This is a genomic window from Streptomyces sp. NPDC002790, assembly GCF_040295505.1.
Lineage (GTDB): Bacteria > Actinomycetota > Actinomycetes > Streptomycetales > Streptomycetaceae > Streptomyces.
Window position 1 is genome coordinate 1 of the sequence record NZ_JBEOVM010000138.1, and the last position, 14,848, is coordinate 14,848.

The following is a 14,848-nucleotide window of genomic DNA, read 5'->3' on the forward strand; positions in this document are numbered from 1 at the left end:
GGCTCCCGTACGGCACCGGTGTCGTACGCGTCGACGAGACCACGCACGACCAGCCCGGCGCGCAGGCCGAGCACCGGGGCGGCTGGCTGGACGCGCGCCTCCAGCTGACCGATCTGCGCGATCTGACCACCGCCGTCGGCCGCCTGCGCCGCCTCTTCGACCTCGACGCCGATCCGTACGCGATCGACGAGCGGCTCGCCCTCGACCCGCGGCTCGCACCACTGGTCGCCGCCCGGTCGGGGCTGCGCTCGCCCGGCGCCGCCGACCCCGACGAACTGGCGTTGCGCCTGGTCGCGGGGCCCGCGGAGGCCGTGCGGCTCGTCGAGCGGTACGGCAAGCGGCTCGACGCGCCCAGTGGCAGCGTCGACCGGCTGTTCCCCGCGCCGGGGGAGCTGGCCGACGAGCCGGGCACGCTCGGCGCGCTCGCCCGCGCACTGGACTCCGGTGCGCTCCGTCTCGACCCGGGCGCCGACCGGGACGACGCCGAAGCGGCGCTGCGCGCGCTGCCCGGCATGCCCGCGCGCACCGCCGCCCTGATCCGCCTGCGGGCCCTGGGCGACCCGGACGTGGCCGTGCCCGACGACTCCATGACCGATGACGCGTGGCGCCCCTGGCGCTCGTACGCGCGCCAACACCTCATCGTAGAAGGACAGTTGTGAACACAGGACACCGCACGACCCGCGAGACCGGCACGACCTACTACACGACCCTGCCCAGCCCCCTCGGCGAGTTGCTGCTCACCGCCGACTCGTCCGGCGCTCTCACCTCCCTCTCCGTACCCGAACAGAAGGGTGGCCGGGTCGTTGGTGAGGGATGGGTGCACGAACCCGCCCGGTTCGCCGCGGTTGAGCGGCAGCTCGCCGCGTACTTCGCCGGTGAACTCAAGGAATTCGAGCTGGAGTTGAAGCCTGAGGGCACCGAGTTCCGGCGGCGGGTCTGGGACGCGCTCGACGACGTGCCGTACGGGGCCACCACCACGTACGGCGAAGTGGCCGCCCGCATCGGTGCCTCGCGCGCCGCCGTCCGGGCCGTCGGCGGCGCGATCGGCGCCAACCCGCTGCTGATCGTGCGCCCATGCCACCGGGTGATCGGCGCGAACGGCGCACTGACCGGGTACGCGGGCGGCTTGGAACGCAAGGTCGAGCTGCTGACGCTGGAGGGTTCCCTCTGAGCTCTGAGCCATGAGCCATGAGCGACAGGGACAGGCCTACGCCTCCGGGCCGAGCGCCACCGCCGCCGTGTACCCCTCGGGCATCGGCACGTCGCGCAGTGACCAGCCGTCCGGTGCGCCGGGGGAGTCGGCCCTCGTGCCCACGTAGTCGCGGTCGGTACCGCGCGACAAGCCCGTGCCGAGCCCCTTCAGGTAGGCCTCCTTGCGGACCCAGGCGCGGGCCACGGCGAGCCGGCGCTCCCCGGGCCCCGCGAGCGTCGCCAGCTCCGCGCGTTCGCGTGGGTGCAGCACCGCCGTGAGCTCCTCGGCGACCTCGGCCGAAGGCAGCTCCTCCACGTCGGCGCCAACCGGCGCGGGCGCCAGCGTCACCAGGGCGAGGTCCCCGCTGTGGGAGAGGGAGAAGTGCAGGTCGGGGGCGTCGGAGAGGGCCGGGCGGCCGTGAGGGCCGCCGCAGCCGGGGCAGGGCAGACGCGTGAACCGTACGTCGCCGGGGGCGCGGCCGAGCCGGTCGCCCAGGATGCGGCGGAGCGCGAGATGCGCGGCGACGTAACGCACGCGGTGCCGGTCGAAGTGAAAGGCCGCGGCACGCCGCACCTCCTCGGTGTCGAGCACGTCGGGCACCGCCGTCACGTCCGCGCCGGACGCGTCCTCCGCCGTCTCCACCAGCCACAGTCGCACCGGCCCCGCAGCGGACAGTTCCCTCACGCCGACATCCCCCTCACCCGTCCCTGCGCGAAGCGCTACGCGTCGCGCTTCGTGCGGCTCCGCCACCGCACGATCACATACGCCCCGAGCGCGATCACCGCCGCCCCCAGCACCACCTTCGAGAGCACCCCGACGTACCCCTCCACGAGATCCCACTGATCGCCCAGCCAGTACCCGGCCAGGATCAGGACCGCGTTCCAGGCCAGCGAGCCGATCGCGGTGAGCGTGAGGAACGCCGGCAGGCGCATCCGCTCCACGCCCGCCGGGATCGAGATGAGGCTGCGGAAGACCGGCACCATTCTGCCGAGCAGCACCGCCTTCGTGCCGTGCCGCTGGAACCACGCCTCCGTGCGCTCCAGATCGGAGACCTTCACCAGCGGAATCCGGCCCCACAGCGCGTACATCCGCTCACGGCCGATGACCCGGCCGACCCAGTGGAGGACCGCCGCGCCGGCCACCGAGCCGAGCGTCGTCCACACGACGGCCGAGACGAGCGTGATCGAGCCCATGCTCGCGGCGAAGCCGGTGAGCGGCAGGATTACCTCGCTCGGCAGCGGCGGGAACAGGTTCTCCAGGGCGATCAGCAGTCCGGCGCCGGGGCCGCCGAGCGTGCCGATGAGGTCGGCCGCCCAGCCGGCCAGGCCGCCGGTGGGCTCCGCCGGAGCGGCCAGGTTCAGGGAGTGCATGCGAGGTCGGTCTCTCCAGCGTGGACGAACTCCCGAGGGTAACCGTTCGGCAAAATGAGTGACTCGGCCCCCAGATCTCGGCCCCCAGATCTCAGCCCCAGATCACGGAGCCCAGCCAGGCCCCGACGATCAGCAGGCACGCGAACAGCTCCACCAGCACGTTGGAGCCGCCCGCCCGCATGGCGACACGCGTCGACACGAGCGCGTCCCCGTGGCTCCCGAGCCGCAGCCGCTCCGATACGTAGATCCCGCCCATGTACCCCGGCACCGCCCCGACCACCGGCACCACGCAGAACCCGATCACCGCGCCCGCGCCCGCCCAGAACTCCAGGCGGCGGGTCGCGCCCGCCTGCCGGAGGCGGCGCGGTGGCAGCTGCCAGCGCAGTACAAGGGAGGCCAGCAGGACGACGGTGGCGCCGACGAGGACACCCCAGGTGAGCCCGTTCGGGTCCCGCAGCGCCCACACGGCGACCGCGGCCCACACGAGCCATGATCCGGGTACGCCCGGCACCAGCACCCCGCACAGGCCCAGCGCCATCACGGCACCGACCAGGAGGAGTTCCCACGCTCCCATGTGCACAGGGTCCCCCAAGTGCGGCGAAAGCGCAGGTCAACGGAGTCCTCATGGGGGCTCATCGAGCCAACTGGACATCAACCGGACCCACCGGCCCGCGAGAGGGTTCAGCGGGCCACCCAGCCCCGTTCGTACGCATGCCACCCGAGCTGCAGCCGCGTGGTCACGCCCGCCAGTTCCATCAGCCGTTTCACTCGACGCTGCACCGTCCTCAGCCCCAGGTCCAGCTGCTTGGCCACGCTCGCATCCGTCAGACCGGCGAGCAGCAGCGAGAGGATCTCCAGGTCGACGCCGTCGGGGCCCTCCGTGCCGACCTCCTCCACCGTGCCCGCCGCCCCGAGGCGCAGCGGCAGCGCCTGCCGCCACACGGCCTCGAAGAGTCCGTTCAGCGTTTCGAGCAGCCCGCTCGCGTGCACCACCAGGGCGGCGGGTTCGGCGGCGTGCCGGGTCAGCGGCACCATGGCGAGCGTCCGGTCGGCGATCACCAGCTTCGTCGGCACCCGGTCCACGACCCGTACCTGCTCGTTCCGGCCGATCGCCGCCGACAGCTCGGTCAGGCCTGCCGACATGGTGAGCACCTCGCGTTCGAGGACGACGCGGTAGCCGACGCCCCGGCTGACGGCCTGCTCCTCCGCGTCGTTGTCCGTGGCGGACACGGCGATCGGGGTGCCGGTGACGAGGGCGCACACCTCCTTGGTCGCGCCCAGTTGGATCTGCAGGAACCGCTGGGCCGCGGCCGCCGCCCCTGTCACCACCTCGACCAGGTCGTGCGCGGCAGGCTCGGTGGCCTGCGCCCGGAACTCCGCGGCGAGCCGGGCCGCCGCCAGCTCCGCCTCGTCCAGCTCGTGCCGCCGCTGCGTGAGCAGCGCGCCGAGCGCGACCCCGGGCGGCGCCGCCACCCAGCGCCCGGGGCGCGCCGAAGACTGGGCTGCGAGCCCGTGCTGCTCCAGGCGGCGCAGCGCGTGCTCGGTCTCGTGCTCGGCGCGGGTGAGCCGACGTGCCAGGTCGGGGACGTCGGCCGCGCCCACCGCGACGAGCGCCCGGTACGCCGCCTCGTGCCCCTCGTCCAGACCTATCGCGTGCAGCATGCGGCGATCCCCTCCCCAGTGAACCGTTCCAACACCTCCCCCGTGGCGGGAAACAGCCACGGCACATTCCCGCCGCTCCCATCTTCCCTGTACCGGCCGTCACTCTGCCAATGTGGCGCCACCGCAGCACCAACACCCGCTGGGAATGCGGCCTTTGGCCCATATTCATCCGCGCGCCTGCTGGGGAGTGCGGTGCGGCCGTACGACGTGCGTGAGTTCGTACGCTCACCCGATCCGGTCCGCCGGGCGGTCCTCCCGTGGGGGGTGGGGCCGTCCGGCGGGCCCATTTCGGTGGGCTTTTCCCGATGCCCCGTTTTCGTACGGCCCGTGCCGTGGACAATGAGGGCATGAGCCAGCAGGGGGAGAGGCCCACCGGTCACCCGGCCCAAGGGGACGACTGGTGGGGGAAGTTGTACGACGACGAGGCGGCCGGGGACACCGGGCCGGCCCCGGCCCCGGACACCCTGGACGACCGCTTCACCTCAGCCGAAGCGCTCGCGCCTCCGCGCCCGGCGACCGCCCCCGCGCCCGACGCCGTTGGCCCCGAGCCGGGCCCTCCGGAGCCCCCGCCCCTGCCGGGGCCTCGGGGCGTCGACGATCCGCCGGTCCCGCCGGAGGCCGGCCACGCCGTGTACCCGGAGACGGGGCGCGTCTGGGATGTCGCGGGCACACCACCGTCGCCCCCGGCGGAAGCTGCGCCACCCCCGCCGGACAAGCCACGAGCCGATCCCGACGCCCCTCCGGCGGAAGCGCCCCAGGCGGAACCGGTCGAGGACGCCACGCCCCCCGCGCCCCGGCGGCCACCGGGCCCTCCGCCCCCGCCGGACACGCCCCCGCCCCTGCCGGAGGCGGTTCGTGTCGGATATGTAGGGGACGGGCCGCCCACGTATGAGGCGGAGCCCACCGCCTTGCCGTTGGCTGATCCCGAGGAGCTCGAGGGACTGGTCCCGGACACCGTGCTCGACGGTGCGCGGTGCGGGGGTTCGACCCTGAGGGCCGTGTCCGTGCGGGGGGATTCCGCGCGGTACCGGGGGGAGCCGCGGCGCGACAGCCTGCTCACCGCGCGGTTCGGGAGCGGGACGGGCGCGCTGATCCTCGTCGCCATGGCCACCGGCGCCCGCGCCACACCCGGCGCGCACCGGGCCGCCGCCGAGGTCTGCGAGTGGATCGGGCGGGCGGTGGGGCTGAGCCACGCGCGGCTCGCGGAGGACGTCCGGGCGGGCCGGCGCGGCGACCTGAAGTCCGGGCTGCACCGGCTCACCGACCGCAGCCTCGGCAAACTGCGGGCCGGCGCCACGGAACAGGGCCTCGACCCGGAGGAGTACGCGGCCACGCTGCGCTGCCTGCTGCTGCCCGCCGACCCGGCATGCCGCACCCGCGTGTTCTTCGGCGCGGGCGGCGGCGGACTCTTCCGGCTCCGGGACGGGGAGTGGCGGGACATAGAGCCGAGCGTCCCGGAACAGGCCGGCGCACCCGTCGTCGGCTTCGGTTCCTCGCAGCCCGCCGAGACCCCGGACGGCGACCGGCTCACGATGGACCTCGACATCACGACGCCCCCGAGCCCCTACGAGCCCGCGACCCCACCGTCCCCGGGTTCCGGAGCGGGCCCGCACAGCGCGGACGCCACGCGCGACGCCTTCCGGTTCCGCGCCTCCGTAGCCCGACCGGGGGACACGCTGCTGCTGTGCTCACCGGGCCTCGCCGAACCGCTCCGCGGCGAGCCGGACCTCGCCCGCCACCTGGCGAACAGGTGGGCGGACGCCGATCCGCCGGGCCTCGCCACGTTCCTCGCGGACGCCCAGGTCCGGGTGAAGGGATACGCGGACGACAGGACGGCCGCCGCCGTTTGGGAGGCGTGAGCGCGCCCCGTATGAATTCATGGAACCCACAAGAGCTGAGAAGCAACGAGGAGACCGGGTTCCGAAAGGGCGCGTGAGTCATGGCCAAGCAGAACGTCGCCGAGCAGTTCGTCGACATCCTCGTCCGCGCGGGCGTCGAGCGCATGTACGGAGTCGTGGGCGACAGCCTCAACCCGGTCGTCGACGCGATCCGGCGCAACGACGCGATCGACTGGGTGCACGTACGGCACGAGGAGACCGCCGCCTTCGCGGCCGGCGCGGAAGCGCAGATCACCGGAAAGCTGACCGCGTGCGCCGGTTCCTGCGGGCCAGGGAACCTGCACCTCATCAACGGGCTCTACGACGCCCACCGCTCGATGGCCCCGGTCCTCGCCCTCGCCTCGCACATCCCGTCCAGCGAGATCGGCCTCGGATTCTTCCAGGAGACGCACCCCGACCGGCTGTTCTCCGAGTGCTCGCACTACAGCGAGATGATCTCCAGCCCGAAGCAGCTGCCGCGCGTCCTGCAGACCGCGATCCAGAACGCGGTCGGCCAGTCCGGCGTCAGCGTCGTGACGCTCCCCGGCGACGTCGCCGACGAAGCCGCGCCCGAGACGTCCATCGAGACCGCGATCGTCACCTCCCGGCCCAGCATCCGCCCCGGCGACGCCGAGATCGAGAAGCTCGTCGAGCTGATCGACGAGGCCGGCAAGGTCACGCTCTTCTGCGGCAGCGGCACCGCGGGCGCGCACGCCGAGGTCATGGAGTTCGCCGGGAAGATCAAGTCACCGGTCGGCCACGCGCTGCGCGGCAAGGAGTGGATTCAGTACGACAACCCTTATGACGTGGGGATGAGCGGGCTGCTCGGATACGGCGCCGCCTACGAGGCCACCCACGAGTGCGACCTCCTGATCCTGCTCGGCACCGACTTCCCGTACAACGCGTTCCTGCCACAGAAGGACGTCAAGATCGTCCAGGTCGACGTGCGGCCCGAGCACCTCGGCAGGCGCTCGAAGCTGGACCTCGCGGTCTGGGGCGATGTACGCGAGACGCTGCGCTGCCTCACGCCGCGCGTGAAGCCCAAGTCGAACCGCAAGTTCCTCGACCGGATGCTGAAGAAGCACGCCGACGCGCTCGAAGGCGTCGTGAAGGCGTACACGCGCAAGGTCGAGAAGCACACCCCGATCCACCCCGAGTACGTCGCCTCCGTCGTCGACGAACTCGCCGCCGAGGACGCCGTGTTCACGGTCGACACCGGCATGTGCAACGTCTGGGCGGCCCGCTACATCTCACCCAACGGGCGGCGCCGCGTCATCGGTTCGTTCTCCCACGGCTCGATGGCGAACGCGCTGCCGATGGCGATCGGCGCCCAGTTCACCGACCGGAACCGGCAGGTCGTCTCCATGTCGGGCGACGGCGGGTTCTCGATGCTGATGGGCGACTTCCTCACCCTCGTCCAGCACGACCTGCCGGTGAAGGTCGTCCTCTTCAACAACTCCTCTTTGGGCATGGTCGAGTTGGAGATGCTGGTCGCCGGTCTCCCCTCGTACGGGACGAACAACAAGAACCCGGACTTCGCCGCGATCGCCCGCGCCGCCGGTGCCTACGGCGTCCGCGTCGAGAAGCCGAAGCAGCTCGCGGGCGCGCTCAAGGACGCGTTCCGGCACAAGGGGCCCGCGCTCGTCGACGTCGTCACCGATCCCAACGCCCTGTCCATCCCGCCGAAGATCAGCGCCGAGATGGTCACGGGCTTCGCCCTGTCCGCCTCGAAGATCGTGCTCGACGGTGGAGTGGGCCGGATGGTGCAGATGGCCCGCTCCAACCTGCGCAACATGCCGCGTCCGTAGGGCATTTGAGTTCGGCTCACACCGGCCGCAGGCGCAGCGTCAGGATCTGGAACGGGCGCAGCGACAGGGCAAGACCGGCGTCCGAGGTGCCGGCCGCGCGCAGCGGCCGCTCCAGGAGGTCGGTCTCGTCCGCGCCCGCCACCGGGAACGCCGCCGTGAGCGTCGCGTCCGCGCGCCCGCCCCGCGACTCGTAGAGCCGCACCACGACATCCCCGCTGCGGTCCTCCGCGAGCTTCACGGACTCGACCGTCACCGCCGGGTGGTCGACCGTGACCAGCGGCGTCACGGCGGGGGCGGGCGCGACCCGCAGCGGCAGGTTCAGGGCGAGACCCTCCGCCACCGCGTCGCCGGTCGTCGCGCCCGGCAGCAGCGCGTACGTGAAGCGGTGCGTGCCCAGGTCCGTCTCCGGGTCGGGGGAGTGCGGGGCGCGCAGGAGCGTGAGGCGGACCGTGGTGCCGAGGCCCTCGTCGTGCGCGGCGCGGGTCACATCGTGGCCGTACGTGGAGTCGTTGGCGAGCGCGACCCCGTAGCCCTCCTCCGCGACGCGCAGCCAGCGGTGCGCGCAGATCTCGTAACGGGCCGCGTCCCAGCCGGTGTTGGCGTGCGTGGGCCGGTTGACGTGGCCGAACTGGATCTCGGCGGACGACCGCTCCGCGTGCACGTCCAGCGGGAACGCCGCCTTGAGCACCTTCTCCGACTCCTGCCAGTCGATGTCCGTGACCACGTCCAGGCGCCGGCTGTCCGCCGCGAGCCGGTACTCCTGCGTGATCCGGGACGCCCCGAAGGAGCGGGTGACGCGCACGGAGACCCGCAGCGGCCCCTCCTCGACCAGCTCCACCTTCTCGGCCTCTGTGAGGTCGGTGCGGGTGTGCCGGTAGTGGGCGTCCAGGTCCCAGGCGTCGTACTGGGTGGGGTGGTCGGGGTGCAGCTGGAGCAGGTTCCCGCGGCTGCCGGGCGCGAGCGTCTCGCGTCCGCCGCTGCCCAAGTCCCGTACAGAGGTGAGGAGTCCGTCGCTGTCGATCGTGACGGTGAGGTGCTCGTTGGCGAGGACGATCGAACCGGTCTCCCGCGTCGCCGCCGCGTGCGCGCCGGGTCCGTGCGTCCGCCCGGCGGCCTCGGCGAGGGGCCGTGAGCCGAGCCCGTCGACGTTCACATGGATCAACTCGCCGTTGTGGGCGACGATTTCGCTGCGCGGGTACGGGGAGGCGTTGAGCGCGGACTGTTCGGTGCCGCCGAGGTGGCGCACGGCGGCGGCGGTGATGCCGTCCAGTTCCGTGAGCACCTGGGCGTAGGTCTCCCGTGCCTCCCGGTGGACCCAGGCGATCGACGAGCCGGGCAGGATGTCGTGGAACTGGTGCAGCAGCACCGTCTTCCAGATCCGGTCCAGGTCGTCATAGGGGTACGCGTACGACGCGTCGTGCAGCGCGGCGGCCGTGCACCACAACTCGGCCTCTCGCAGGGCGTGTTCGGAGCGCCGGTTGCCCTGCTTCGTCTTCGCCTGCGTGGTGTACGTGGCGCGGTGCATCTCCAGGTACAGCTCGCCCGACCAGACCGGGGCGCGCTCGCCGTACTCCTCGTGCGCCGCCTCGAAGAACGCGGCGGGCCGCTCGATGTCGACGCGCGGCGAACCCTCCAGGTCGCGCAGCCGGCGCGCCTTCTCCAGCATTTCGCGGGTCGGGCCGCCCCCGCCGTCGCCCCAGCCGAACGGGACGAGGGAGCTGGACGCGCCGCCCTTATCCGCGAAGTTCCGCTCGGCGCGCGCCAGTTCACTCGCGTGGAACTGTGCGTTGTAGGTGTCCACGGGCGGGAAGTGGGTGAACACGCGCGTGCCGTCGATGCCCTCCCACCAGAACGTGTGGTGCGGCATCTTGTTCGTCTGGTTCCAGCTCAGCTTCTGTGTCAGGAACCACTTGGCGCCCGCGAGCTTCGCCAACTGCGGGAAGGCGGCCGTGTATCCGAAGGAGTCCGGCAGCCAGATCTCCTCCGTCTCCACACCCAGCTCGTCCTGGAAGAACCGCTTGCCGTGCACCAGTTGGCGCGCGAGGGCCTCGCCGCCGGGCATGTTCGCGTCCGACTCCACCCACATGGAGCCGACCGGGGACCAGTTCCCGTCGGTGACCGCCTTCTTGATGCGCTCCCAGATGTGCGGCTGGTGCTCCTTCACCCACGCGTACTGCTGTGCCTGCGAGCAGGCGAAGACCAGCTCCGGGTAGTCGCGGGCCAGCGCCGTGACGTTCGCGAAGGTGCGGGAGGCCTTGCGGACCGTCTCGCGCAGCGGCCACAGCCACGCCGAGTCGATGTGCGCGTGCCCGGCCGCCGAGACCCGGTGCGCGCTCGCGTGCGCGGGCCGGGACAGCACCTCGGCCAGCTCGGCGCGGGCCGCCGACGCCGTGCCGGAGACGTCGTGCAGATCGAGGGCGTCCAGCATCCGCTCCAGCGCGCGCAGGATGTCGTGGCGCCTGGCCCGGTCGGCTTCCAGCTCGTGCATCAGCTCCGAGAGCACCTCGATGTCCAGCACGAGGTGCCAGACCTCCTCGTCGAGTACGGCGACGTCAGCAGAGCGGAATCGGTAGTTGGGGCGATCCCCCGCGGTCAGTACGTCGCCGAGGTGGGTGGGTTCGAAGTCCCTCAGGACCGTCGGATTGGCCGCCGCCTCGAGGAGGAGTCGCACCGGCTCGCCGCCGGCCGCGGGCGCCGCGATCGTCAGATGCCGGTTGCGCGGGTGGATGCCCTTGAGGGGCACGCCCGACGCGTCGTACAGCAGTCCCTCCGCCTGGAAGCCGGGCCCCTGCCCGGAGAAACCGGGGTCGACGACCACCTCGACGTGCCGCCCCGCCCACTCCTCGGGGACCCGCCCCTCCAGACGGAACCAACTGGTCGACCACGGCTTTCCCCACGCGGTGCCGGTCTCGAAGGGCTCGTACGTGCCTTCGAGGGCCTCGGCCACCGGCACCGGTTCCCCGGGTGCGTGCCAGACGCTCATGGTCAGCGGCACCCGCGCCGCGTACTGCGCGGGCCGCACGAACTGGCGCATCGCCCGGTCGAGTCGGCCTTCCACGAGGTGTCGGTCGTCGTGCACGGCGGCTCCTTCAATGCATGTGCTGCGCTGTTCCCGGGCGGCGTCCCCACGCTTCCTTCCCCGGCGGGGCGGCGCACACCCCCGCAAATGGTGGACCAATCAACAAGCGTGTCGATCAGGCAGCGGGGCATTCATCCCCGTGTACGCGTTCGAACAGGGATCGGCGTGTGGGCGGGGGCCATGAAAAGGCAGTCACGAGGGGGCGCCTCAATGGGCGACACGGGCTCAATGACGTACGAGAAGGAGGTCGCGGCGCGCGCGGATCCGGAGGACGAGCCGCCGCGGCAGCTCAAGCGAAAGCTGGGCAAGGCGGACCTGCGGGCCGTCCCGGAGGTGCGGCGCGCGCTGCGCGAACTCCTCCTGCACTGGGGCAGGCCCGGAAGATCGGAGGTGGCGGAGCTGCTCACCAGCGAACTCGTGACGAACGCGCTGGTGCACACGGACTGCGAGGCGGAGCTCACGGCGACCGTGGGGTCCCGGTCCCTGAGGGTCGAGGTCCGTGACTTCGTCTCGCGCAGGCCCAAACCACGCGTACCGCACGCCGACGACGGTACGCACGGCACCAGCGGGCGCGGCCTCATCCTGGTGCAGTCCCTCGCGGACGCCTGGGGTGTCGCGGCGCTGGGCCCGGGTGCCACGGGCAAGGTGGTCTGGTTCGAACTGGACGGCGGCGTCGCGTGATGCCGCGACACCGCCGTACCACGGACGGGCTCAACCGAGCTGCTGCTCAAGGTCCTTGAGCTTCTGCTCCAGAGAGTCGAGCCGGGGCAGCGCCTGCGTGTCGTCCTCTGCCGTGAGGTCGACGGTGCCGGGCGCCTTCTGGTCACGGGACCTACGGATCCCCTTGACGGCCTGCAGGGAGGGGCGGGCGCGCAGCGGAAGCTGTTCCGGTGCGGGCGCCGCCTGCGGTAGTTCCGACGGCGCGGCCTGCGCCGATATGGCGGACTCCGAGCCGGATCCTCCGGAGGTGCCCGCCTCCACCTGCCGGGGGTCGCGGGTGCCGAAACCCCGGCTCAGCGCCTTCAGTTGGGCACGCTCCAGCTTCTGGTGCTCGCGCTGGCGCATCCGGTTCTGCGTCTTCTCCCGCTTGTCCTCGCGCACCTCGTCCACGGCCTCGTCGAGGGTGCGCACATTCTCCAGGAGCATCAACGACCAGGCGCTGTACGTCTCCAGAGGGGCGCGCAGCCACCGCACCATCCGGATCTGCGGCAACGGCCGAGGAACCAGGCCCTGTTCACGCAGCGCCGCGCGGCGGGTCTGCTTCAGGGCGCGGTCGAACAGGACGGCCGCCGACAGGGACATCCCCGCGAAGAAGTGCGGGGCGCCCGCGTGGTCCAACCCCCTGGGCGCGTGCACCCAGTTGAACCAGGCGGCGGCGCCCGCGAACGTCCACACGAGTATCCGGGAGCCGAGCGCGGCGTCGCCGTGGCTGGCCTCGCGCACCGCGAGCACCGAGCAGAACATCGCGGCTCCGTCGAGCCCGAAGGGGACGAGGTACTCCCAACCCCCTGACAGGTTCAGGTTCTGCTGGCCGAAGCCGACCAGGCCGTGGAAGGAGAGGGCGGCGGCGACGGCCGCGCAGCAGAACAGCAGCACGTACGAGGCCGTGCCGTAGACGGCCTCCTTGCGCCTGCGGCGCTCCTCGCTGCGTTCCCACGAATCGTCGGAGAAAGCGTCCTTCTTGGCGCCCCCGGCGCGCCTGCCGCGCGCGAGCACTGCGACCGCCGCCAGCATGCCCAGGAGCAGTACGGCGCCCGGCAGCAGCCAGTCCAGCGATATGTCGGTCAGTCTCATCTGGGGTCCCTTGCATCGCGATAGGGCGGAACTGGCGCCATATTGGCCCAGCCGTCGGAGCGCGCAGGGGGTTTCGGGGCAAGACAACGCCATTGGTGTGCAAGGGGGCGCGTAAAACGGTCGTACGCTCGAACTCCCGCTGGTGAAACGAAAGTTGAGTTCGAATTACGTCACTCGTACGGGTGGTTCACGCCGCCGCGGTCGCGGTAAGCCTGCCGACCCGGTCCGCGTCACAGGTGCGCGGGCAGGTCACGCAGGTGTCCTCCGGGCGCAGTGTGTAGAACATGCAGCAGCTCGCCCGGTCGCGCGTGGGCAGCAACTCCCCGGCGGGGCCCGTGAGTTCGCGGAACGCGGCCTTCCCCACGTACGGCTTCGTCGCGCCGGGCAGCAGCGCCTCCAGGTCGGACATGGCGCGCCGCTCCTCGCCGAGGAGGTGACCCACGTACCAGAGGGACTCGACGATCTCGTCCGTCGCCATGCCCCACAGCGCGCGCGGGCCGCGCCGCATCCGCGGCCCGAATCCTGCGAGCACGGGCTGCAGGTGCTCGGCGACGGCCGCGCGGACCTCGGCGCGCAGGGCCTCCTCGTCGGGGACGACGCGGGCGCCGGGCAGATTCGCCGCCGGGTCGTCGGGGAGGCAGGCGAACTCGGTGATGTGGACCGCGAGCCGGCCGAGCGTGCGCTGGAAGGCGACCTCGGAGGCCGGGAAGCGGGGCACGCGACGGTGCAGGAACCAGGGGATCGTGATCAGCAGGCAGGCGGGCCAGGCGTAACGGTGCAGGCCGAAGCTCGCGATGACGTCGGGGCGGGCGCCGCTGCCGTAGTCCTTGAGCACCTGTGCGTTGTCCCACGCGAGGAAGGCGTCGAGGGCGGCGCCGCCCTCCGCGAGCCGCGCCGCGTGCACCCAGCCGGCGCCCTCGGGCAGCGCCTCGCCCGCGGGTACCTCGGTGACGCCCAGGCCCGGGAACACCTCGGCGAGGCGGGCGTACGCGGCCGAGACCGCGCTGGGAGGCGCGCCGAGCGCCGACGTGGTGAGGGGCATGCGAGGACCGCCGATTCACGATCGTTTACAGGTAAGCCTTACCTTACCCGAACGGGCTGGGGTTTGAACTGTCGGCCGGGCCCTCTATCGTTCGTCGTTGAGCTTCGGACAAACGGCAAGGAACGGCGGCGAAGGGGATGACCGGGGTGGAGCGGACGAGACCACGCGAGGCACGCGACTCCTCCATCGGAGTGCCGGAGCAGCGGTCGACGTCGGCCTGGGCGCCGAGGTCCTCCCCGCCTGCCTCCGCGCCGGCCGCCGTCCCCGAGCAGAGCCGTGGTGAGCACACCCACAGCGAGCCGCCCGCGCCGGGGAGCGCGGCACGCGGGGCGGTCGAGCGGACGTCGGTGCGCGGGCAGGTGCTCGACGCGCTGCGGGCCGCGCTGGTCTCCGGTGACCTCGCGCCCGGCGAGGTGTACTCGGGTCCCGCGCTCGGGGACCGCTTCGGGGTCTCGGCGACGCCGGTGCGCGAGGCGATGCAGCAGCTGGCGCGGGAGGGCGCGGTCGAGGTCGTGCCCAACCGGGGGTTCCGGGTGACCCGGCGCTCGGACCGCGAGCTGGCCGAGCTGGCGGAGGTGCGGGTGCTCGTCGAGGTGCCGGTGGTGACGCGGCTCGTCCGTACGGTGGCGCCCGCGCGGTGGGCCGAGTTGCGGCCGCTGGTCCGGGCGACGGCGGCGGCCGCGGCGGTGGGGGACCGGGCGGGGTACGCGGAGGCGGATCGTGCGTTCCACCGGGCCGTTCTGTCGTTCGCGGGGAACGACCAGGTGGTCAGGGTCGCGGACGATCTGCATCGGCAGGTGGGGTGGTCGCTGTCGGACCTGGCGGTGGATGCGAGGCAGCATGTCGCGTTGCTGGACGCGTTGGAGGCGCAGGACGGTGCGGCGGTCCGGGTACTGGTGGAACGTCACATCACCGGTTGACCGCCCTCAGGCCACGGGGCTCCGCCCCGGACCCCGCGCCTCAATCGCCGGCGGGGCTCAAAAGATCGCCTCAAACGCCGCAGGGGCTTGATCTATCAAGCCCC

At 72.4% G+C, this 14,848-nt stretch carries 13 protein-coding genes; 6 read left to right on the top strand and 7 right to left on the bottom strand.

From position 1 onward, the window contains the following. On the top strand, positions 1-659 hold a 659-nt coding region (locus ABT004_RS32755), incomplete at its 5' end, for a DNA-3-methyladenine glycosylase family protein (protein WP_351344152.1). Further along, the gene (locus tag ABT004_RS32760; protein ID WP_351344155.1) at positions 656-1,171 is read left to right on the top strand and encodes a methylated-DNA--[protein]-cysteine S-methyltransferase; all 516 of its coding nucleotides are present in this window, start codon (positions 656-658) and stop codon (positions 1,169-1,171) included. The genes ABT004_RS32755 and ABT004_RS32760, both read left to right, overlap by 4 nt. A gap of 36 nt (positions 1,172-1,207) precedes the next feature. Here the strand turns inward: ABT004_RS32760 and ABT004_RS32765 are convergent, their stop codons facing one another. The 4 genes from ABT004_RS32765 to ABT004_RS32780 form a co-directional block, all read right to left on the bottom strand. Next, positions 1,208-1,876 (bottom strand): 4'-phosphopantetheinyl transferase family protein, encoded by a 669-nt coding sequence (locus ABT004_RS32765; RefSeq protein ID WP_351344158.1) that lies wholly within the window; start codon positions 1,874-1,876, stop codon positions 1,208-1,210. A 35-nt stretch (positions 1,877-1,911) separates the two neighbouring features. Continuing rightward, positions 1,912-2,562: a DedA family protein gene (locus ABT004_RS32770; RefSeq protein WP_351344161.1), complete on the bottom strand. Its 651-nt coding sequence runs from the start codon at positions 2,560-2,562 to the stop codon at positions 1,912-1,914. A gap of 91 nt (positions 2,563-2,653) precedes the next feature. Then, positions 2,654-3,136, bottom strand: coding sequence for a DUF456 domain-containing protein (locus tag ABT004_RS32775; RefSeq protein ID WP_351344164.1), 483 nt, complete (start codon positions 3,134-3,136; stop codon positions 2,654-2,656). Positions 3,137-3,243: 107 nt separating this feature from the next. Next, positions 3,244-4,224, bottom strand: a complete 981-nt coding sequence (locus ABT004_RS32780; RefSeq protein ID WP_351344167.1) for a helix-turn-helix transcriptional regulator — start codon at positions 4,222-4,224, stop codon at positions 3,244-3,246. Between the two features lie 347 nt (positions 4,225-4,571). Between ABT004_RS32780 and ABT004_RS32785 the strand changes: the two genes are divergently transcribed. Together ABT004_RS32785 and ABT004_RS32790 are read left to right on the top strand one after the other, a co-directional pair. Continuing rightward, positions 4,572-6,083: a protein phosphatase 2C domain-containing protein gene (locus tag ABT004_RS32785; protein WP_351344169.1), complete on the top strand. Its 1,512-nt coding sequence runs from the start codon at positions 4,572-4,574 to the stop codon at positions 6,081-6,083. A gap of 80 nt (positions 6,084-6,163) precedes the next feature. Continuing rightward, positions 6,164-7,909, top strand: a complete 1,746-nt coding sequence (locus ABT004_RS32790) for a pyruvate dehydrogenase (protein WP_351344172.1) — start codon at positions 6,164-6,166, stop codon at positions 7,907-7,909. A gap of 16 nt (positions 7,910-7,925) precedes the next feature. On the opposite strand, the gene ABT004_RS32795 is transcribed toward ABT004_RS32790, so the two are convergent. After that, on the bottom strand, positions 7,926-10,988 hold the full coding sequence (locus tag ABT004_RS32795; protein WP_351344175.1) for an alpha-mannosidase: 3,063 nt from the start codon (positions 10,986-10,988) through the stop codon (positions 7,926-7,928). Positions 10,989-11,216: 228 nt separating this feature from the next. Here ABT004_RS32795 and ABT004_RS32800 point away from each other — a divergent pair, with 228 nt between their 5' ends. Then, a complete protein-coding gene (locus ABT004_RS32800) occupies positions 11,217-11,669 on the top strand; it encodes an ATP-binding protein (protein WP_351344178.1) in 453 nt (150 codons plus the stop codon). A 30-nt stretch (positions 11,670-11,699) separates the two neighbouring features. On the opposite strand, the gene ABT004_RS32805 is transcribed toward ABT004_RS32800, so the two are convergent. Both ABT004_RS32805 and ABT004_RS32810 read right to left on the bottom strand, forming a co-directional pair. After that, complete coding sequence (locus ABT004_RS32805) at positions 11,700-12,782, bottom strand: DUF2637 domain-containing protein (protein WP_351344181.1); 1,083 nt, start codon at positions 12,780-12,782, stop codon at positions 11,700-11,702. Between the two features lie 187 nt (positions 12,783-12,969). Further along, the gene (locus ABT004_RS32810) at positions 12,970-13,824 is read right to left on the bottom strand and encodes a (2Fe-2S)-binding protein (RefSeq protein WP_351344184.1); all 855 of its coding nucleotides are present in this window, start codon (positions 13,822-13,824) and stop codon (positions 12,970-12,972) included. A gap of 137 nt (positions 13,825-13,961) precedes the next feature. On the opposite strand from ABT004_RS32810, the gene ABT004_RS32815 reads away from it, so the two are divergent. Continuing rightward, a complete protein-coding gene (locus ABT004_RS32815; protein WP_351344187.1) occupies positions 13,962-14,744 on the top strand; it encodes a GntR family transcriptional regulator in 783 nt (260 codons plus the stop codon). Positions 14,745-14,848: the final 104 nt, after the last annotated feature.